The 19593-nt window shown below is 72.4% G+C and carries 11 protein-coding genes and 1 pseudogene; 7 read left to right on the forward strand and 5 right to left on the reverse strand.

From position 1 onward, the window contains the following. Positions 1-4: 4 nt before the first annotated feature. From ACIQFZ_RS27640 to ACIQFZ_RS27650, 3 genes are read right to left on the reverse strand one after another with little or no spacing between them, the layout of a single operon-like run. Complete coding sequence (locus ACIQFZ_RS27640) at positions 5-2974, reverse strand: AAA family ATPase (RefSeq protein WP_402692396.1); 2970 nt, start codon at positions 2972-2974, stop codon at positions 5-7. After that, positions 2862-5708, reverse strand: coding sequence for an AAA family ATPase (locus ACIQFZ_RS27645; RefSeq protein ID WP_402692397.1), 2847 nt, complete (start codon positions 5706-5708; stop codon positions 2862-2864). Before ACIQFZ_RS27645 ends, ACIQFZ_RS27640 begins: the two co-directional genes overlap by 113 nt. Next, entirely contained in the window at positions 5705-6151 is a 447-nt protein-coding gene (locus ACIQFZ_RS27650) for a MarR family winged helix-turn-helix transcriptional regulator (protein WP_402692398.1), read from the reverse strand. The genes ACIQFZ_RS27645 and ACIQFZ_RS27650 overlap by 4 nt, the downstream gene beginning before the upstream one ends. An 850-nt stretch (positions 6152-7001) precedes the next feature. Here ACIQFZ_RS27650 and ACIQFZ_RS27655 point away from each other — a divergent pair. Further along, complete coding sequence (locus tag ACIQFZ_RS27655) at positions 7002-9191, forward strand: chorismate-binding protein (RefSeq protein WP_402692399.1); 2190 nt, start codon at positions 7002-7004, stop codon at positions 9189-9191. Positions 9192-9400: 209 nt separating this feature from the next. Further along, a complete protein-coding gene (locus ACIQFZ_RS27660; protein ID WP_365777448.1) occupies positions 9401-10777 on the forward strand; it encodes a glycosyltransferase in 1377 nt (458 codons plus the stop codon). A 242-nt stretch (positions 10778-11019) separates the two neighbouring features. Here ACIQFZ_RS27660 and ACIQFZ_RS27665 read toward each other — a convergent pair whose 3' ends face one another. Further along, entirely contained in the window at positions 11020-13476 is a 2457-nt protein-coding gene (locus ACIQFZ_RS27665) for an FtsX-like permease family protein (protein WP_402692400.1), read from the reverse strand. Continuing rightward, positions 13470-14207: an ABC transporter ATP-binding protein gene (locus ACIQFZ_RS27670; protein WP_402692401.1), complete on the reverse strand. Its 738-nt coding sequence runs from the start codon at positions 14205-14207 to the stop codon at positions 13470-13472. The genes ACIQFZ_RS27665 and ACIQFZ_RS27670 overlap by 7 nt, the downstream gene beginning before the upstream one ends. Positions 14208-14393: 186 nt before the next feature. On the opposite strand from ACIQFZ_RS27670, the gene ACIQFZ_RS27675 reads away from it, so the two are divergent. The 5 genes and pseudogenes from ACIQFZ_RS27675 (at position 14394) to ACIQFZ_RS27695 (ending at position 19568) form a co-directional block, all read left to right on the forward strand. Further along, positions 14394-15692 (forward strand): sensor histidine kinase, encoded by a 1299-nt coding sequence (locus ACIQFZ_RS27675; protein WP_402692402.1) that lies wholly within the window; start codon positions 14394-14396, stop codon positions 15690-15692. After that, a complete protein-coding gene (locus tag ACIQFZ_RS27680; RefSeq protein ID WP_376653999.1) occupies positions 15692-16324 on the forward strand; it encodes a response regulator in 633 nt (210 codons plus the stop codon). Before ACIQFZ_RS27675 ends, ACIQFZ_RS27680 begins: the two co-directional genes overlap by 1 nt. A gap of 54 nt (positions 16325-16378) precedes the next feature. Next, a pseudogene (locus ACIQFZ_RS27685) lies at positions 16379-16851 on the forward strand (aldo/keto reductase); the annotation flags it as partial. A 246-nt stretch (positions 16852-17097) separates the two neighbouring features. Further along, positions 17098-17754: a DUF2238 domain-containing protein gene (locus ACIQFZ_RS27690; RefSeq protein WP_402692403.1), complete on the forward strand. Its 657-nt coding sequence runs from the start codon at positions 17098-17100 to the stop codon at positions 17752-17754. A gap of 314 nt (positions 17755-18068) precedes the next feature. Further along, positions 18069-19568: a catalase gene (locus tag ACIQFZ_RS27695; RefSeq protein WP_402692404.1), complete on the forward strand. Its 1500-nt coding sequence runs from the start codon at positions 18069-18071 to the stop codon at positions 19566-19568. The last annotated feature ends 25 nt before the right edge of the window (positions 19569-19593 follow it).

Consider the following 19593-nt stretch of genomic DNA (forward strand, 5'->3'; position numbering starts at 1 on the left):
GCGTTCAGTGTCCTTCCATCGCGCGGACGAGTTCCCGCAGTTCCTGGCGCCCGTTGATGCGCAGCTTGCGGTAGACGCGGGCGAGCCGGAGTTCGACCGCACGGCTCGAGATCTCCAGCAGCGCGGCGATGTCCCGGTTGCTGCGGCCGCGGCCGGCGAGGAGCGCGGACTGCCGCTCGGCCTCCGAGAGGTCGCCCCAGCCCGGAACCGACACCGTGCCGGTGGCCGCTCCGGCGAGCGCACGGGCCCTGACCGCCATGGGGGCGGACGGGTGGGCGGCGGTCAGCGCGCACAGTTCGGCGAGCGACAGGGCGGCCATCCGCCGGTCGCCGCCGCTCTCCGTCATCTCCAGGGCCGTGTATTCCGCCAGGACTCGGGCGTACTCCGGACCGGTAGGCGCCGAGCGCACCGCTCCCATGGCCGAGCGGATGCCCGCCAGGCGGTCCTCCCGCCCGGCCACATGCACGGCGGTCAGCTTGGCCCAGGCGAGGGTGCTGCCCGCGCCCCAGCGCCGGGCGAGCGCCAGTTCCTGTTCGCTCAGTCGCCGGGCCTCGGCCGACTCACCGAGGGTGTGGCAGGTCAGTGCCGTCAGCGAGCGCCACGGCACCAGCACGGGGTTGAGGTGATGGCGGCTCAGCAGTCGGCGGCCGCACTCCCGGAACTGGTCGCGCGCCTCCACGGGGTTGCCGTCGCGCAGCGCGACCACTCCCCGTGCGAACAGCAGGCGAGGCCAGTGCTCGCTGTCCTGCGCGGCGGGCGGCAGGGGCGCGGCGGCACGCTCGCGTGCCGCGTCCTCACGGCCGCTCTCCACGTCCACGACGATGCGGATGCCGTACAGATGGGGCAGGAGGGCGGCCGATCTGCCGAGCAGGCGCGCCCCCCGCTCGGCGGCTTCCAGGTCCCGCTCCGCCTGGGCGTGCCGGCCTCTGCGTATGTTGAGTTCGCCGCGCAGGGCGAGGATCTGGGGGGCGGCGAGCCGGAGCCGACTGCCGTCGAGTGCGCCGAGCAGCCGGTTCAGGCCGGACTCCGCGTCGTCCAGCGCGTCGGCGAGGCACAGGGCCCTGCACGCCGCCAGGGCGGGCTGGATGAGCGGGCCGCCCGGCCGCTGGTCATCGGTGAGGGTGGCCTGGGCCATGCTCCTGACCTCGTGCAGGCTCTCCCCGTACAGCGCGAGTTGCCAGGCGCGCACGGCGGCCTGCGCGCGGGTGGCCGGGCGCTGCGGCAGGGGTGGCACCGTGGGCACGGACGGTACGCCGCTTCCCTGACCGGTCGGGTCGGCGGCCCAGAAGAGCGCGAGCAGGTCGTCCCGTTCGGCCCCGGTCGCCACCGTCAGCGCGTCCGCGAGCGACCGGCGCACCACCTCGGTACCGCCCCCGGTGAGGCCGAGGTCGGCGGCGTGCAGGCGCACGGCGGCGGGGTTCTCGGGCGTACGGATCAGCCGCTCTATGCGCAGGTCCCCGGCCTCGGGCTCGGTGACCAGGTGAACGGCGGCCAGTTCGAGGCCGAGACGGGCGCGCTCGGCGGGATCCCGTTCCTCCTCCGCCGCCCGCGCGAGGAGTACGGCGGCGCGGTCGTGTTCGCCCTCCCGCAGGGCGTGGTCCGCGTCGCGGCGCAGTGTGTGGACTGCCCAAGCGGCCCCGGTCGGGCGCGCGGCGAGCAGCAGGTCGGCCACGGCCCGGTCCTCGGCCCCGGCGCGGTGGGCGAGTTCGGCGGCCCGAACGTGCAGATCGGTCCGGTCGTCGGCCGCCATGTCCTCCAACACGCGGACCCGTAAAGCCGGTTCGACCCTCAGGCGGCCGTCGGGCAGGGCGCGGATGCCGACCGTCCGTGACAGGGCCGCCCGGAGCCGGTGTTCGTTGAGCGCGCCCGCGCGAGCGAGCGTGCGCACGAGAGGGAAGTCGAGCAGGTGTCCGCAGACCGCCAGCACCCGCACCACCTCTCCCGCTTCGGCTCCGAGTCCCCGCACGGCGCTCATCAGGTGGTCGCCGAGCACGGCGGAGCCGGTCGCCCGGAGGGCCGGGAGCCGGGCCGCGGCCGGCCGGTGTCCGAGCGCGGCGAACCGCTGCAACAGGTCGTGCAGCACCGCGGGATGCCCGGCGCTGATCCGGGCGGCCTCGGCCGTGAACGCCTCGTCCGCGGGTCCGCAGACCCGGGCCACCTCGGCGGCGACCTCGTCCGGGGGCAGCGGTGCCAGCGTCAGGTGATGGGCGACCGGACCGGGTGCGGAGCCGAGTTCGCCCGGCCAGCCGGGGTCGGCCGCCGCCGCGTCGTCGCCGCCGCACACCACCGCGAGCGGTGCCCCGGCGGATCTGCGCAGCAGCGCCTGGAGCCAGTGCAGCGACTCCCGGTCGAGCCAGTGCGCGTCCTCGACGGCCAGGACGGTCGGGCACTCGCGCGCCACGCGCAGCAGCCCGGCCAGCCCCGGAAAGGGCTCGCGCCGCGTCGGCCCCGATGGCGTCGCGCGCATGCTGATCGGTGGGACATCGAGCGGTTCGAGCAGCTGCGTGACCACTCCGTAGGGCAGTCCGGACTCCGACAGCGCCGCTCGGGCGCGCAGCACCCGATGGCCCGACTCGCGGGCCCGGTCGGCGGCCCAGCGCACCAGAGCGGACTGGCCCAGCCCGCTTCTGCCCGACAGCGTGACGAGCACCGGTCCCGAGGTGTCGAGCCCGTCGACGACTGCTGCCACCATGGCCCGCTCCCGTGCCCGGACGCGGGACGGCGGGTCCTCGGTGGCCGTCGCCGACCGCGCGTGATGCTGCGGCTGGTGAAAGGGAGTTGACCCCGTCATTCGTCGCTCACCCTGTCTTCCTGCCCCCGTTCGTGTTGTGCGGCGTGTGAGTCCCCGACAGGTCGGACCCTTACGCCCCTTCCAGCACCGACCAGCCCGGCAGAGGCCATGAGCGGCCGTGCACGGCGCGCAGGGCGTCCGTGAGCTGTTCCCGTCGGCGCACCCCGAGCTTCCGGTACACATTGGTCAGATGTGACTCGACGGTGCGCACCGTGACGAACAGCCGTTGAGCGATCTGGCGGTTGCTGGCCCCGGACACCGCCAGTCCGGCCACCTTCAGCTCCGTGGTGGTGAGCAGGCCCCCGGTCGGCGCGTCGGCGGCGTGACCCATGCGCCCGCCGGCGGAGACCAGCAGGCTGCGGGCCGACTCCGCCAGCGCGAGCGCCCCGCAGCCACCCGCGATGCCGGCCGCCTTGCGCAGCCTCTCCCGGGCACCGGCCTCGTCGCCGTGCAGCAGGAGGGCCCGGCCCAGCGCGTATTCGGCGCGGGCGTACGCGGCGACGGCGGGCGAGCGGGACAGCTGGTGGGCCGACTCCGCGAGCAGGTCGAGCCCGGCCCGGCCCGGGGTGAGGACGCCCGCCGCGAGCGCGGCGAGCCCGAGGGCGCGCGGCGTTCCCCAGCGCCGCGCGCGTTCGGCTCCTTGTTCGGCCAACTCCCTGCCTTCCGCCGGCCGGATGGCCGCGAGGATCAGGCAGGTGTCCACCCACCAGGAGGTGAGCACCGGGCTCAGCACACCGGCGGTCTCCTGCACCGCGCCGCACTCGCGCAGCAGCCGCAGCGCCTGCCGGGGGTTGCCGGTGGCCCAGCGGGTGCGGGCGCGGGTGTGCAGATACAGCAGGTAGGCGAGGGCCGAGCCGCTCGGCTCGGAGCGGCCGACCCGGTCGAGGAGCCGCTCGGCCTGCTGCGGCTCGCCGCGGTCGACGAGCACCGACGCCAGCACCGCTCGTGCCGTCACCAGCCGTGCCTCGCAGTTGGTCCGGCCCGCCGCGGCGATCGTCGAGCGGGCTTCCGCGGCGGCGTCGAGGACGGCACCGTCACGATGCAGCAGGTGGGACCTCAGGGACCCGGCGAGCACCCGCACCCAGGCCGTCGGTTCGTCGCCCTCGCGCCGCAGCATGGTGTCCAGCGCGGTGTGCGCCTCCGACGTCTCGTCCGCGAGGCCGAGTGTGGCCGCGGCGGCGAACAGCAGCCACGGCGGCTGCTGGAGGGAGGGAGTGGCCAGCGCGCGCCGGGCGCCTTTCACGGCCGCCTCCCGGGAGTGGCCGGCCAGCGCGGTACGCAGGGCGGCGAGCGCCTCCGTCTGCTGCCGGTCGGTGCGCAGCCGGTACGACGCCGTCACCGTGCCGCGGTGCTCCCGCGCCGCCACACCGGTCCCGCGGCGTCCCATGAGCAGCAGCACGGTCGCCACCTGGTCGCGCAGCTGCGGGGCACGCTCGGGGCCGGACGCCAGGGCGTCCCAGGCGGTCTCCAGGGCCCCCAGGATCTCCGCCCGGCAGGCGGCCGGGAGCGGTACGGACAGGCATGCCATGGCGTACTGGACCGCGATGGCGGCCCGCGCGCGTGTGTCGGCCGTGCCGGCGAGCGCCGCACGGAACAGCGGAACGGCGCTCAGCGGGTCGTCGGGTGCCACGGCGAGCGCCAGCCGCAGTCGCGCCTCGATGTCGTCGGGCTCGGCCTCCAGCACCCGGCGCAGGCAGCCGGCGGCTTCGGCGAAGGCGCCGCGTTGCTCGGCCCGGGCTGCGGCGTCCCGCAGGACCGCGGTCATCCAGGGTTCCCGGGCGCGAGGCATCCGCATCAGATGCCGGGCCACCTCTTCGACGGGCCGGCCGGCGTCGCTGAGCAACAGCGCGGCGCGGGCGTGCAGTTCGGCCGTCCGCGCGGTGCCGAGCGGTTCGAGCAGCGCGGAACGTACGGCTTCGTGCACCAGAGCGGTGCCATCGGGAGTGAGGGCTCCCGCGCGGCGCAGCACGGCGATCGCCTCCTCTGCCTGCGCGCGGTCCACCTGCGCCAGCACCGCGACGCTCTCCGGGGACTGTGTGCTCCCGAGCAGCGCGATCGCCGTGGCGACGCACCGGACCGCGGCGGACTCGCGGTCGACCACACGCCGCACCGACCGGGCGGCCATTCCGCCGCCGAGTTCCCACGCCTGCTGCGCTCCGACCTCGTCCGGAGCGGCCCCGCGTCTTCTCAGTTCGCGCAGCAGTCGGACTGCGATGCGCGGGTTGCCGCCGGTCACCGCGGCGACGCGCTCGGCGAGTCGGGGGTGCGCCGGCGTGCCGAAGACCTCTTCGGCGAGGCCGCCGACGGCGTCGGTGCCGAGTGGGCCGAGGGGCAGCACGGACACCGCGGGGTGGGCGAGGAGGTCCGCCCAGGCCCGGGGAGCGCGCGGGTCGGCGCCGGAACTCCGGCCGAGGACCACCAGCAGCGGCTGCCCGGCGGCCCGCCGCAGCAGGAACTCCAGCCAGCGCAGGGAGTGTTCGTCGCAGTGGTGGGCGTCGTCGAGTACGAGCAGCAGCGGCCGGTCCGCCGTGATCCGCAGCACGTGCCCGAGGAGCCGGCGGAACACCGGATAGGCGGAGGTGAGGGTGAACCGCTGGGCATCCCCGGGGCCGGGCAGGAACGTGGCGGGGCTGTCCTCGCCCGGCTCCGGCTCCAGGCGGTCCGGAGCCGGCGCGCCCGCCGGCGCGAACAGAGCCCTCAGTCCCGCGTAGGCTCCGGCGCCGCCGGCCGCCTCGCCGCAGTGCGCCCGCAGCACCGTCATGTCCCGGCAGGCGGGAGCGCGCAGCAAGGCGTCGAGGAGAACGCTTCTGCCGTAGCCGGGCGGTGCGGTCAGCACCACGCACCCCGTCTCACCGCGGCATGCGGCGGCCGCCCGGGCGCCGAGTGCGGTCGACTCGTTGTCGCGGCCGTGTATCACGTCGTACTCCGGAGGCGGTCGAGCAGGTCGTCCAGGTTGGCCAGGTCGTCCTCGCTGAACTGGGCGAAGGTGTCCCGCAGATTGCGTACGTGTCCGACCGCCGCCCGGGAGAGGACGTCGTGCCCGGCGTCGGTGATGGCGGCGTAGGCGATCCGTCGGTCCCTGACGCAGGGGCAGCGTTCGACGTAGCCGGCCGCCTGGATCCGGTCGATCAGCCTGGTGACCCCGCTGGTGGTCAGGGCGATCTGGTCGGCCAGCGCGCTCATGGTCAACTGCCCTCCCTCCGAGCGGGCGAGCCGGATCAGGATCTCGAACCAGACGTGCGGCAGGCCGACTTCCGACTGCATGGCCGTGCCCAGGCGCCGCTCGAGGTGACTGTGGGTGTCCACCAGGCGGCCGAACGTCGTGATGAGGGGGTGGTCGATCGGGTTCGAGGAAGGCACACCGGGATTCTAAGCCAGAACACTTGTCCAGTCAGCTATTGTCGAGTCAGAGGCATGGGGTTCAACGTGCGACTGGTCGGCCGAATACGATTGCACTCCGAGGGCTGCGGTCGCGCGAGTCGAACCCTCACGCCTGACACCTCGCTTTGCTGTAGCTAACACATATGCGCCTGGTTGACGACCGGACGTCACCCGGTGCGTACGGACTGCGGGCGGCAATCGGACCGGCGCGGCACCCAAGCGGGCAAGCCGGAGCCCACTCGTTCCCGGACGCGCCGTCCGCACACCTCGCCGGCCGCCCCGGACCGCACAACGCCACACGGCCCCGCCGTCCGCGAACATCGGCGTTCAAGGCCCGTCACCTGGCCGCCCACCGCCCGTGCGCTCGACACTAGGAAATTTCCGGCGTCGCGCATGAGATCACTTAGGGAGGCGATGCGCACCCCGACCGGAAGGAGCGGGAGTCCGATGAGAACCACGGAACGGTCGGCCCACCCCCACCGCACTCGCACTGCCGCACACATCCACGCACGGGGAGCACGAGCCCGGCCGAACCCGCGTGTTCCCGTCAGCAAATAGCCTCGGACGAAACCAGGCAATGTGCTAATTCGGTTCTTCTTCAGACAGAGGAAGCGCCTTGTCGTGATGCCGAGAATAGGGATCCGGCGAGCAATGCCCGCTTCATGACCGAAATACAGTTGGCCGGAATCAACACACTTCCCCCGCCTTTCGGAAACCGAGCCACCCAATCCGCAGCACGGGGACCGACGCATGCCCCGGTTCCGGCTGACGACGCTCCTCCTCCGACGCCCTGGTTCCGGTCCCCGCACGTGCGGAGCGAGGACCCGCGATGCGTACTCTGCTCGTCGACAACGACGACTCCTTCACCCACAACCTGTTCCATCGCCTCGCCGAGGTGAACGGCCGGGAGCCCGAGGTCGTCCGCCACGACGACCCCTCCTGGCGCCCCGGCCTGCTGCGGGGCTTCGACAACGTGGTGCTCTGCCCGGGGCCGGGCACCCCGCACGACCGCGCCGGCACGGCGATCTGCGCCGAGGTCTGCCGTCAGGACCGGCTGCCCGTGCTCGGCGTGGGTCTCGGCCACCAGACGATCGCGCTGGTGCACGGCGGCACTGTGGGCCGTGCACCCTGGCCGTGCCACGGACGCGTCTCCCCCGTGCGGCACACAGGTACCGGGCTCCTTCGGCAACTGCCCAACCCCCTAGAGGTCGTCCGCTACCACTCGCTCGCGGTCACCGGTCTCGCCCCCGCCCTGGAGCCCACCGCCTGGGCGACGGACGACGGCGTGGTCATGGCGCTGCGCCACCGGAGCCTGCCGCTGTGGGGAGTGCAGTTCCACCCCGAGTCCGCCGGAACGGACACAGGCCGCCAACTGCTCTCCGGCTTCCGCGAACTGACGGAAGAGCTCCGGAGATCCCGCCCCGTCCCGCCCCTGTTCGCAGGTGCCTCGCCACGGCGGGCTCCGGCGGTCACGGCCACCGGTGCGGGGAAGGCACCGAAGCGGCTCCCGGGCGCCGGTGATCGTGCGCGGCCGCCGCGCCGGCGGCTGCGGATGCTGGCCGAACGGCTGGAAACGAGCTGGGAGGCGGAAACGGTCTTCGACCGCCTGTTCCGCTCCGGTGACCATCCCTTCTGGCTGGACAGCGGACGGACGGACGGCGGTCCGGGCCGGGTGTCCGTCGTCGGCAACGCGGACGGACCGCTCGCCCGGGTCGCCACCGCGCACGTGGTCAGGGGCAGCGTGTCCGTCCGGGCGGCGGGGCCCGCCGAGGTGGTCCGCAGTCCGTTCCTGCGCTGGCTCGACGAGGACCTGCGGTCCCTGGCGGTAGAGGTCCCGAAGCTGCCGTTCGACTTCGCGCTCGGCTGGGTCGGCTATCTGGGCTACGAGTTGAAGGCCGAGTGCGGCGGCGCGAGGGCGCACCGGTCACCGGCACCGGACGCCGTCATGGTCTTCGCCGACCGCGCCGTCGTCCTGGACCACGGCACAGGCACCGCGTATCTGCTCGCCCTGGCCGAGGAGGGGGACGAGGGTCCGGCCCGTTCCTGGCTCACCGCCGCCTCGGCGCGGCTTGCCACCGTGCCGCCGCCGCCCGTTCCGTCCGCCCGCATCCCGTCACCGGCCCGGCCGGCACGGCTGCGGCTGCGTCATGAGCGCGAGCGGTACCTCAAGCTCGTCGCCGCCGGCCAGGACGAGCTGACCGCCGGCCACACCCATGGGCTGTATCTCGCCAACATGATCGAGACCAGGACGGACCTCGACCCGTGGCAGGCGTACCGCACCCTGCGGCGGCTGGCCCCGGCGCCGTTCGGGGCGTTCCTGGGGTTCGGCACGCAGTCCGTGCTCAGCTCCGCCTCCGAGCGTTTCCTGCGCGTCGACCGGAAGGGCTGGGCGGAGTCGACGGTCACCGAGGGCTCCCGCCCCCGCGGGAGCACGCCGGAGGAGGACGCCCTGCTGATCGCGGACCTCGCCACCAGTGAGCGGGAGCGGGCCGCGCATCTCACGCTCCTCGACCTGGCGCGGCACGACCTGGGTTCCGGCGCCGAGGCCGGCGCCGTCACGGCCGATCCGCTGTTCGACGTGGTGACGTGGCCCGGCGGGCACCGCCTGGTGAGCACAGTCAGGGCGCGGCTGCGCCAAGGCACCACAGCCGTGGCGGCGTTGCGTTCGGCCTTCCCGGGCGGCTCCGTGACGGGCGCTCCCAAGTCGCGGACGATGCAAGCCCTGGACCGGCTGGAGAGCGGGCCGCGCGGCGTCCACACGGGAGCGATCGGTTACTTCTCCCTTTCGGGAGCGGCCGACTTCGGCCTCGCCACCCGCACCGCGGTGCTGAGCGGCCGGCGTCTGCGGTACGGCGTCGGCGGCGCCGTCACCGCGCCGTGCGACCCGGACGCCGTGTTCGAGGAGACGGCACGCGAGGCCGAGCCACTGCTGTCCCTGCTGGGCGCCCGGTTCCCGGGCCACGGCACGCAGGAGGCCCCGGGTGTCGCCCTGCAGGGCTCGCGCGGGCGTCGGCTCTAGGGCTTTCCCGGATACCGCTCTGTGAGCACGGGGCGACGGGCTCCGTCGACAGATCCGGTCCCGCGCCCGGGAAGGTGCGCACCCGCTCCAACAGGAGGTCTAAGGATCTTCCGGCATCCGGCGTGAGATCACAGTGCCGGGCGATGCGGATCGCCCGGGGAGGTGCTCCCCCGTCCTGCCGGCCACCGATGAAAGGCACAAGGCACTTCATGGATTCCGCCCGACGGCCGATCCTGTTCGTCAGTCTTCCCGAGAGCGGCCTGCTGAACCCGCTCCTGGTGCTGGCCGGTGAACTCTCCCGCCAGGGCGTGGAGGACCTGTGGTTCGCCACCGACGAGCACCGCAGGGAGGACGTGCGCAGAACGGCGGAACACGCACCGGTACGGTTCGCCTCCCTCGGCGACGTGATTCCCGAGCTGTCGGCCGTGACCTGGCCCGACGACGTCTACCGGGACGTCACGCAGTGCTCCCGCTTCCGGGCCCACCGCGCCGTCATCAAGCAGTCCTACAAGCCGGCCCTCCAGGCCGAGAAGTTCCACCGGCTCCAGAAGATCGTCGACAGGGTCCGGCCGACGCTCATGGTCGTCGACTGCATGAGCGGTTTCGCCGTGGACCTGGCGGTCTCCCGGGGCATCCCCTTCGTGCTGAGTGTGCCGTTCCTGCCCAGCAACGTGCTGACCTCGCACAGTCCCTTCGCCAAGGGGCTCACCCCGCGCGACTTCCCCGTCCCGCACTCGGGGCTGCCGCGTCGGATGAACCTGGCGCAGCGGGTGGCCAACGAACTGTTCAAGTTCCGTACCCTGGCCATGTTCTTCAACCCGGTCATGGGCAAGGTGCTGTCGAAGGACGCCCGTCTCCGCAAGGAGGTGGGGCTTCCACCGCCCAACCCGATGACGCGGATCGACAAGGCCGAGCTGGTGCTGTGCAACTCGGTCGCGGAGCTTGACTATCCGTTCGACATCCCGGAGAAGATGCGGCTCGTCGGCGCGGTGCTGCCGCCACTGCCGGAGACCACCGGAGACGATCCGGTCCGCAAGTGGCTCGACGACCAGTCGTCCGTCGTCTACATGGGCTTCGGCACCATCACCCGGCTGACCCGGGAACAGGTGGGCTGCCTGGTGGAGGTGGCCCGCCGGCTGGCGGGCGAGCACCAGGTGCTGTGGAAGCTGCCGGCGGAACAGCAGCATCTGCTGCCGGCGGCCGATGAGCTGCCGGGCAACCTGCGCATCGAGAGCTGGGTGCCCTCCCAGCTCGACGTCCTCGCCCACCCCGGCGTCAAGGTGTTCTTCACCCACGGGGGCGGCAACGGCTTCCACGAGGGCCTCTACTTCGGCAAGCCGCTGGTCGTGCGCCCCCTGTGGGCGCACTGCTACGACCAGGCGGTACGCGGCCGGGACTCCAGGGTGAGCCTGACCCTCGACCACCCGGAGACCATCGTCGTCGACGACGTCGTGGACAAGCTCACCCGGGTTCTGAGCGAACCGTCCTTCCACGAGAACGCGGAACGGATCGGCGCGCTCCAGCGCGCCGCGGGCGGCCGGACAGCCGCCGCCGACCTCATCCTCGGTCTTCCGGCCCTGGTCTGACGGGGAGTGGCCTTCAGGTATCCCTGTCCGCCGGCTACAACGGCGCCGAGTACAGCGTCGCTGGTCGGAGTCGGCGATGGAGTCGGCCGCCGCCGGCAGCGGATGGCGGCCGGCGCCCAGTCCCGCGGCGCGTACGCCGCCGGACTGGGTGATGCCCTTGGCCCTTTGGCCCTTTGGCCCTTTGGCCCAGTTGGGGCGGCGCCGGAAGGCGAGACCTCCTGCCGTCGGCCGGTGCCGGCCCGTCAATCATGTACGCCCGCCGGCTCCACCGCCCTGCGGCGCAGGGCGAGGCCGGCCGGAACGACCGCCGAGATCACGGCGAGCACCGCGCAGGCGCCCATGGCGGCCGCGAGCGCGGTCCACGGCATCTCGATGGACGTCCCCACCGAGAGCAGGCCCAGCGCGGCCCACATACCCGTCAAGTTGAGCCCGGCGGCCAGTACTCCCAGCACTCCGCCGACCGTGACCACCATCAGCGCCTCGGCGCCGACCAGCCGCAGCACCTGCCACGTGGTGGCCCCGGCCAGCCGCAGCACGGCCAGGTCGCGGACCCGGTCGGAGGTCGCCATGACCATGGTGTTGGCCAGTGAGATGCCGGTGTAGAGGAGGGCGATCCCGAGGACCAGGAAGAAGCCCGTCCGGGTGGTCCGGTCGCTCTCGGGGTACGTCTGCCGCACCCAGGCGTCCCGAGTGAGGACCTCCCCACCCGACGCCCGCACCGCCTCCCGAAGACCGGCGGCCACGGTGCCCGTACCGGCAGCGTCCACGAGACGTACGTCGACCCGGTCGACGGGCGCCGCGGGGGCGTTGCGCGGGGTGACGTAGACGCCGTTGTCGCCGGTGCCGACGGTCATGACCGCGGCGATCTTCAGGGACTTCTTCGTTCCGTCGCCGAGCCACACGTCCACCCGGTCCCCCACGGTGTGCTTCTCCCACTCCTCGTTGACGATGATCGAGTCGTCGTCCAGGTCGCTCACGTTCCCAGCCGCGAGCGGGAGACGGGCCGTTGCCACGAGCGGCCCCGGGTCGACGGCCCTGGCATCGGACCTGATGAGCGCCACGCCCTCCTCCAGGACGTACACGGCGCTGGACGAGCTCGCAAAGACCTCGGCACCGGACACGGCCGCCAGTCGGTTCAGCGTCGCGTCGTCGAAGCCGGCATCGCCCGCCGGGGTGACCACGAAGTCCGCGGCCGTCTGCTCGCGGACCTCGGTGGCCTTCGCCTCGTCGAGGGTGGCGGTGGCGCCCAGCAGCGAGCCGGCCAGCGCGACCGTGACCAGTACGGGCGCCGCGACGGCGGCGGTGCGGCGCACCCCGGCCGTGGCGTTCTCCCGAACCAACATCCCGCTGGCGCCGGGCAGTTGGGCAGGCAGCCAGGCGATCAACCGGACCAGTGGCCGCACCAGCACCGGCGCGAGCAGCGCGACCGCGGTGATCAGTAGCATCGGCCGGCTCACATAGATCTTGCGCTGCAGCAGATCGCTCGGGTTCGTCACCAGGTCCAGGACAAGCGTCACCGCGGCGGTGATCAGCAGGGCGGCGCCGAGCAGCCAACGGCCCCGGGTCATCGCCCGGGTGTCCACGGCCGCCTCGCGCAGCGCCTCGGTAAGACCGGTGCGCCCCGCCCGCCAGGACGCGGCCACCGCTCCGCACAGGGCCACGAACAGGCCCGTCCAGAACGCCATGTGGTAGGGCCAGGTGTAGTCGCCGATGCTGAACCAGCGGGGCGCGAGCCTCTCGTCGACCGCCCACTCGGCGAGCATCGGAGCCCCGTAGGAGCCGAGCACACAGCCGGCGGCCGAGGCGAGCAGACCGACCATCAGCGCCTCCGAGACGACCATGCGGCGGATCTGCGCCGGGGTCGCCCCGGCCGTGCGCAGCAGCCCGAACTCGCGGCGCCGCTGGGCCACCGCGAACGCGAAGGTCGAGGCCACCACGAACACCGACACGAATCCGGCGACGCCGCCGGCTGTGCCGAACATGGCGTTCATCGCGGTGAGCGCCTCGCTGTCCCGGTCGGGGTCGGCGTCGGCGTACCGGCGCGCGTCCCCGGTGAGGACCTGGACGCCCTCGCGGCCACGCACCGTCTCGCGCACGGCCGCCGCGTCTGCGTCGACCACGAGTTGGAGGCTGCGCGGCGACAGTGCGGCGGCTCGGGTGTCGGTGTAGAACACGGCGTTCTCGAAGCCGAGTCCGGCCACCGTGCCGACGACCCGCACGGTGCCGCCGTCGGTCCGCACCCGGGTGCCCGGACGGGCCCAGTCACCGCTGACGACGACCTCGTCCGCGGCCTCGGGCGCGCGTCCCGCGTCGAGCTCGTACGGCGCGAAGGCCGAGGTGGACCAGGGGTGGCCCACCAGATCAGCGGGCCCGCCCGCGGCCCGCACGGCGAACGACCGGTCCTCGACGACGGTCCCGAGGTCCCGCAGCTTCGCGACCGTCGCGTCGGGCACGGCACGCGGCTGCGCGAGCTTCTGCGTACGGTCGCCGATCGAGGTGGGCACCTCGAAGGTGTCCTGGCCCCTGACGACGACCGGCGCGGCGGCGAACCGCTCCGGCCCCCGGTCGGGTGCGTCCAGCGAGGACGCCAGGGCCAGCCCCATGACGGCGATCAGTGCCACGCCCAGGGTAAGGGCGACGAAGCTGCCGGCGAAGGTGACCCGGCGGGTGCGCAGCGTGTGCAGGGTCGTACTCAGCACGGCACGGCCTCCAGCTTCGTCATGCGCGCCGCGATGTCCTCGGCGGAGGCACCGATCAACTCGCCGTTGACACGGCCGTCGACGAGGAGGACGACGCGGTCGGCGCAGGAGGCGGCGACGGGGTCGTGGGTGACCATGATGATCGTCTGGCCCTCCCGGTCGACTATGCCGCGCAGCAGGGTCAGCACCTCGCGGCTGGTCCGCGAGTCGAGCGCGCCGGTCGGCTCATCGCCGAACAGCACTTCGGGCCGGGTGATCAGGGCGCGGGCCAGGGCAACCCGCTGCTGCTGGCCGCCGGACATCTCCGGCGGCCGGTGCCGCGCCCGGTCGCCGAGTCCGACCTGTTGGAGCACCTCACGCACCCGGGCCTTCTTCGGGCGGCGGCCGGCCAGCCGCAGCGGCAGGGCCACGTTCTGCTCGGCGGTCAGCGAGGGCAGCAGGTTGAACGCCTGGAACACGAAGCCGATGCGCTCGCGGCGCAGCAGGGTCAGCTTGGTCTCGCTCAGCCCGGTCAGCTCCGTGCCGCCCACGGTGACCGAGCCCGACGTGGGCCGGTCCAGGCCCGCGGCGCACTGCAGCAGGGTCGACTTGCCGGACCCGGACGGGCCCATCACGGCGGTGAACGTCCCCCTCGGGAAGGCGAGCGACACCTCGTCGAGGGCGGTGACGGACGTGCCACCCGCATCGAATCGCCTGGTCACCGATCGCAACCGGATCGCGTCGTCGGTCATGTGTCCGCCCATCGTGTGTCCCCCCACCAGCACCTGCTCCTCGGCTCGTTGGTGCCTCCACGAAACCGCGGAAGCCCCTCGTGACGCAGTACGGCCGGACCGAGACCTGGGGTAGGGCCAGGCCTACCCCCGATACGGGCTCCGGCACGATGGCACCGGCCCGTGAGGCCCCTTACCGTCATGCACATGCACCCTCGGAACGTGTGGCAGGCCATGGCCCGGCCGGGATTCCTGCTGTCGGCCTGGCCCTGGCGCTCCGCCGCGTATCTGCTCACCGGCGCGGTGACCGGCGTCGCCGCTCTTGTGGGAATCGTGACGGTGGTGGCTGTCTGCGGTGCGCTCGTCATCGTCCTGGTGGGGCTGCCGCTGCTCGTCCTGGTCGCCCTCAGCGGGATCCCGGTGGCCGGGGTGGAGCGGCGCAGGCTGCGCCTGATCGACCGCGTCCCGGTGTCCGGCCGGCGCCAGGTGCCGGCCGCGGCGGGACCATGGGCCTGGCTGATCACCCGGCTGCGCGAACAGGCGACCTGGCGGGAGCTCGGGTACGCGCTGCTGTTCGCCGGGCTGTTGTGGCCGGTCGACGCCCTGGCGCTCACGGTCGCCCTGCTCTTCCCGCTGTCCGTGGCCGCCACACCGCTGGTGATGGCCACGGTCGGCGACGGCCACGAGGCGAAGGTGCTCAAGCAGTGGACGGTCACCACCTGGCCGACCGCTTTCGCCGTCGCCGTACTGGGCCTGCTCCTGATGGGCCTGGGCGCTTACGTGCTCGGCGTCACGGCAGGCGCCCGCGCCGAGCTTACGCGGCTGCTGATCGCCTCCCGCGAGGGCGATCTCGGCGCCCAGGTGGTCGAACTGGCCCGCTCCCGCGTCCGGTTGGTGGATGCCTTCGAGGCCGAGCGGCGCCGTATCGAGCGCGATCTGCACGACGGCGCCCAACAGCGCCTTGTGGCCCTGATGATGACCCTCGGGCTGGCCCGCCTGGACGCAGCGCCCGGCCCGCTCGCCGACCAGCTCACCAAGGCCCACGAGGAGGCGGGCACGGCCCTCGCGGAGCTGCGTGAGCTCATCCGCGGCATCCACCCCAAGGTCCTCACGGACTACGGCCTTCACGCCGCGGTCGCCGACGTCGCCGACCGCTGCGTGGTCCCCGTCGACGTCGATCTCGAACTGCCGGGCCGGCCAACGCGGGCCGTCGAGTCCGCGGCGTACTTCGTGGTCTGCGAGGCGCTGGCCAACGTCGCCAGACACAGCGGGGCCGACCGTGCGCGGGTGAGCGGTGGTCATCGCGACGGACGCCTGTTCCTGGAGGTGCGCGACGACGGCCGCGGCGGCGCGGACGCCTCGGCGGGCAGTGGCCTCACCGGTCTCGCGGACCGGGTGTCGGTCCTGGATGGCAGACTTGCCCTGACCAGTCCGCCGGGTGGACCGACTCTCTTGCGTGTGGAGTTTCCTTGCGAGTTGACCGAGGCGGCCGACCGCTCCGCGTAGTGCTGGCCGAGGACAGCGTGCTGCTGCGGGAAGGGCTCATCGTCCTGCTCAGCCGCTGCGGCCACGAGGTGGTGTCGGCCGTCGGGGACGCGAAGGCACTGGTCGCCGCGGTCGAGGAGCATGCCCCGGACATCGTGGTGACGGACGTACGCATGCCGCCCGGTTTCCAGGACGAAGGCCTGCACGCGGCGGTGAGTCTGCGCGAGAAGAACCCCGCACTGCCGGTCCTGGTCCTCAGCCAGTACGTGCAACGGACGTACGCCGCCGAACTCCTGGACTCCGGCGACGGATCGGGCGTCGGCTATCTGCTCAAGGACCGCGTCGGCCAGGTCGAGGAGTTCGTCGAAGCGCTGCAGAAGGTGGCGGCCGGCGGGACGGTGATCGACCCGGAGGTGGTGCGCCAGTTGCTGCGTCGCCGCCGCGACCCGCTGGAGCAACTCACCCCCCGCGAACGCGAGGTGCTCGCACTGATCGCCGAGGGCAAGTCCAACGGCGCCATCGCCGAGGAGCTGGTGGTCTCCGAAGCCGCGATCGGCAAGCACATCGGCAACATCCTCACCAAGCTGGACCTGCCTCCCACGACCCAGACCCACCGCAGGGTCCTGGCCGTCCTCACTTACCTACGGGCCTGACCCCGATCGGGCGCTGCCGCGCCGCGGCCGGCGGCCGTGGGCTTGGTCTGCGCGATGCACCTGGAGCGCCTGCGGAGCGATCGCAAGGCGGCGATCGCGATGCTGCGCCGCTGCGTCGAGCCGGGTGTCGACCACATCGCCACGGCCCAGTTCTACGGCCACGGCTTCGTGAACGAGGTGATCCGCGAAGCCGTCCGCCCCGAGGACGATGTCATCGTGGTCAGCAAGGTCGGCGCCGAGCCCGACCCCGACGGCCCGCTTCCCCTCCGCCTCGCGCAGCGCCCCGAACAGCTGCGGGCCGGCGTCGAGGACAACCTGGCGACCCTCGGGATGGAACAGATCCCCTGGTCAACCTCCGCCGTACGGACACCGGCCCCAGGCTGCGCGCCGAAGGGGACCAGATCGTCGCCCCCGACGATCAGCTCGCCGTGATGACCGCCCTGCGCGACGAGGGCAAGATCGGCGCGATCGGCCTCAGCAGCGTCTCCCTCGACGTCCTGCGCGACGCCCTGCCCGCGGGCATCGCGTTGGCCGCCTCTCGCCACGGCGGGATTGTGCCGGTCTGTGTCACCCGCACAGAACTCACGTCCCTCGTGTGCATCGCCACACTCCAGGGCGTTCTCAAGGCACGTGTCCGACCCGTTCTGGGGCCCATCGGGCCCCCAGAACGGGATGAGTAGCGGTACTCATGCCGCTGTACCAGCGCCGCGCCAGGATGAGGGCTCCTGTCACGCTCCTGCGGCCAGGAGCGCCCTACGGCGAGGAGTCCGCCCATGTCCGCCCCGCCCCTGTCCGCACCGGCACGCTCCACCCCCTGGCGCGTTCCGCCCCTCCTGCTCGCCGGGATCGTGGTGGCCGGGATGATCGTGTCGGGCTGGGCCCCGCGCGACCGCGTCACCTGGCTGCTGGAGACCGTGTGGGTGATCGTCGGGCTGCCGATGGTCATGCTGGCCTGGCGGCGTTTCCCGCTCACCGACCTGCTGTGCTGTCTGCTCGCCGTGCACGCGCTGGTGCTGGCGACGGGCGGCCACTACACCTACGCGCAGGTGCCCCTCGGCGACTGGATCCGGGACACCTTCGGCCTCCACCGCAATCCGTACGACCGGCTGGGCCATCTGATGCAGGGCTTCGTGCCCGCGGTGCTGGTACGGGAACTGCTCAGCCGCACCTCCCCGCTGCGCGGCAGCCGCTGGCTGGCGCCGCTCACAGTGTGCGCGTGTCTCGCGTTCAGCGCGCTCTTCGAGCTGTTCGAGTGGGCGGCGGCCGTGATCGGCGGCCACGGCGCAGACGCGTTCCTCGCCACTCAGGGCGATGTGTGGGACACCCAGTGGGACATGTTCTGCGCCTTGATCGGGGCCACCGTCTCGGTGCTGGTGCTCAGCCGCTTCCACGACCGCCGGATGGCGGCACTGGAGGCCGCGGCGCGATAGCTGTATCAACGGTGCAGGTCGTGGCCGGTGCCGGGGATGCTCGTGGCCGGCCGCCACGCCTGCCGGGATCCGGTGCGGCGCGGACGCAGAGACAGACGTACGGCTGCGCATGGTCGCCGACCACTTCCGCACCGCCCTCATGCCCCTGGCCGACGGCACTTCCCCCAGCAACGAGGGCCACGCCGGAGGACGACTAACCCCCGTGCCGGATCCGACGGTGCCATCCATAAAGTGCGGCTTGGGGTGTTTAGTACGGGTTCTTACGGTCACGTGAATGGAGGCGTGGAAGACCGGCACAGCGAAAGGGCAGACCTATGACGGAGTTCCATCCCGCCACCACGACGGACTCCGGCGCGCCGGTGGAGAGTGATGAGCACTCTCTCACCCTGGGCCCGGGCGGGCCGGTCCTGCTGCAGGACGCCTACCTGATCGAGCAGATGGCCCAGTTCAACCGGGAGCGGATTCCCGAGCGCCAGCCGCATGCCAAGGGGAGCGGCGCCTTCGGCCACTTCGAGGTGATCGAGGACGTCAGCGCCTACACCATGGCAGCCGTATTCCAACCGGGCACCCGCACCGACCTGGTCATTCGCTTCTCGACGGTCGCCGGCGAGCGGGGCAGCCCCGACACCTGGCGTGACCCTCGCGGCTTCGCGGTGAAGTTCTACACCGCCGTGGGCAACTACGACATGGTCGGCAACAACACGCCGGTGTTCTTCATGAAGGACCCGATGAAGTTCCAGCATTTCATCCGCTCTCAGAAGCGCCGCGCGGACAACAACCTGCGCGACAACGACATGCAGTGGGACTTCTGGACGCTCTCGCCGGAGTCCGCACATCAGGTGACCTGGCTGATGGGAGACCGTGGCATCCCCCGCACCTGGCGCCACATGAACGGCTACACGTCCCACACCTACATGTGGCTCAACGCCAAGGGCGAGCGGTACTGGGTGAAGTACCACTTCAAGACCGACCAGGGGATCGAGTTCTTCACCCAGCACGAGGGTGACCAGATGGCCGCCGTCGACACGGACTACCACATGCGCGATCTCTTCGAGCACATCCGTGACGGCGACTTCCCCAGTTGGACGCTGTACGTGCAGGTCATGCCGTACGCGGAGGCCGCGCACTACCGCTTCAACCCGTTCGACCTCACCAAAGTGTGGCCGCATGGTGACTACCCGCTCATACCGGTCGGCCGGATGGCCCTGGACCGCAATCCGACCGACAACCACGCGGAGATCGAGCAGGCGGCGTTCCAGCCCAACAACTTCATCCCCGGGATCGGGCCGAGTCCGGACCGCATGCTGCTGGCCCGGCTGTTCTCCTACGCGGACGCCCACCGGCACCGCATCGGCGCCAACTACCAGCAGCTTCCCGTGAACGCGCCCATCGTCGACGTCCACACCTACTCGAAGGACGGGGCAATGGCGTACCGGAAGACGACTGATCCGGTGTACGCCCCGAACTCCAAGGGCGGTCCCGCCGCCGAACCTGCCCGCTTCGGCCCGCCGCCCAGCTGGGCGGCCGACGGCGAGATCACCCGTGCCGCGTACATCTCCCACGCCGAGGACGACGACTGGGGGCAGCCCGGCGCACTGGTCCGGCAGGTCCTGGACGATGCCGCCCGGGACCGTCTTGTCGACAACGTCGTCGGGCACCTCCTCAACGGGGTCAGCGAACCGGTCCTGGAGCGCGCCTTCACGTACTGGTCGAACATCGACGAGGCGATCGGCAAGCGCATTGCCGACGGCGTACGGTCCAGGGCCGCTGAGCAGGGAAGCCCCGCACGGCGCAGCATGCAGCACAAGGCATGACGTCGGGCGACTCTCCGTCCAGGAC

It is taken from the genome of Streptomyces sp. NPDC093064, from assembly GCF_044754605.1.
Classification (GTDB): Bacteria; Actinomycetota; Actinomycetes; order Streptomycetales; family Streptomycetaceae; genus Streptomyces.

Coding starts and splice junctions, on each gene's coding strand:
- ACIQFZ_RS27655 (WP_402692399.1), top strand. CDS start 7,002: ATGCGTACTCTGCTCGTCGACAACGACGACTCCTTCACCCACAACCTG.
- ACIQFZ_RS27670 (WP_402692401.1), bottom strand. CDS start 14,207: ATGACCGACGACGCGATCCGGTTGCGATCGGTGACCAGGCGATTCGAT.
- ACIQFZ_RS27675 (WP_402692402.1), top strand. CDS start 14,394: ATGCACCCTCGGAACGTGTGGCAGGCCATGGCCCGGCCGGGATTCCTG.
- ACIQFZ_RS27640 (WP_402692396.1), bottom strand. CDS start 2,974: ATGTGTACCGGAAGCTCGGGGTGCGCCGACGGGAACAGCTCACGGACG.
- ACIQFZ_RS27690 (WP_402692403.1), top strand. CDS start 17,098: ATGTCCGCCCCGCCCCTGTCCGCACCGGCACGCTCCACCCCCTGGCGC.
- ACIQFZ_RS27695 (WP_402692404.1), top strand. CDS start 18,069: ATGACGGAGTTCCATCCCGCCACCACGACGGACTCCGGCGCGCCGGTG.
- ACIQFZ_RS27660 (WP_365777448.1), top strand. CDS start 9,401: ATGGATTCCGCCCGACGGCCGATCCTGTTCGTCAGTCTTCCCGAGAGC.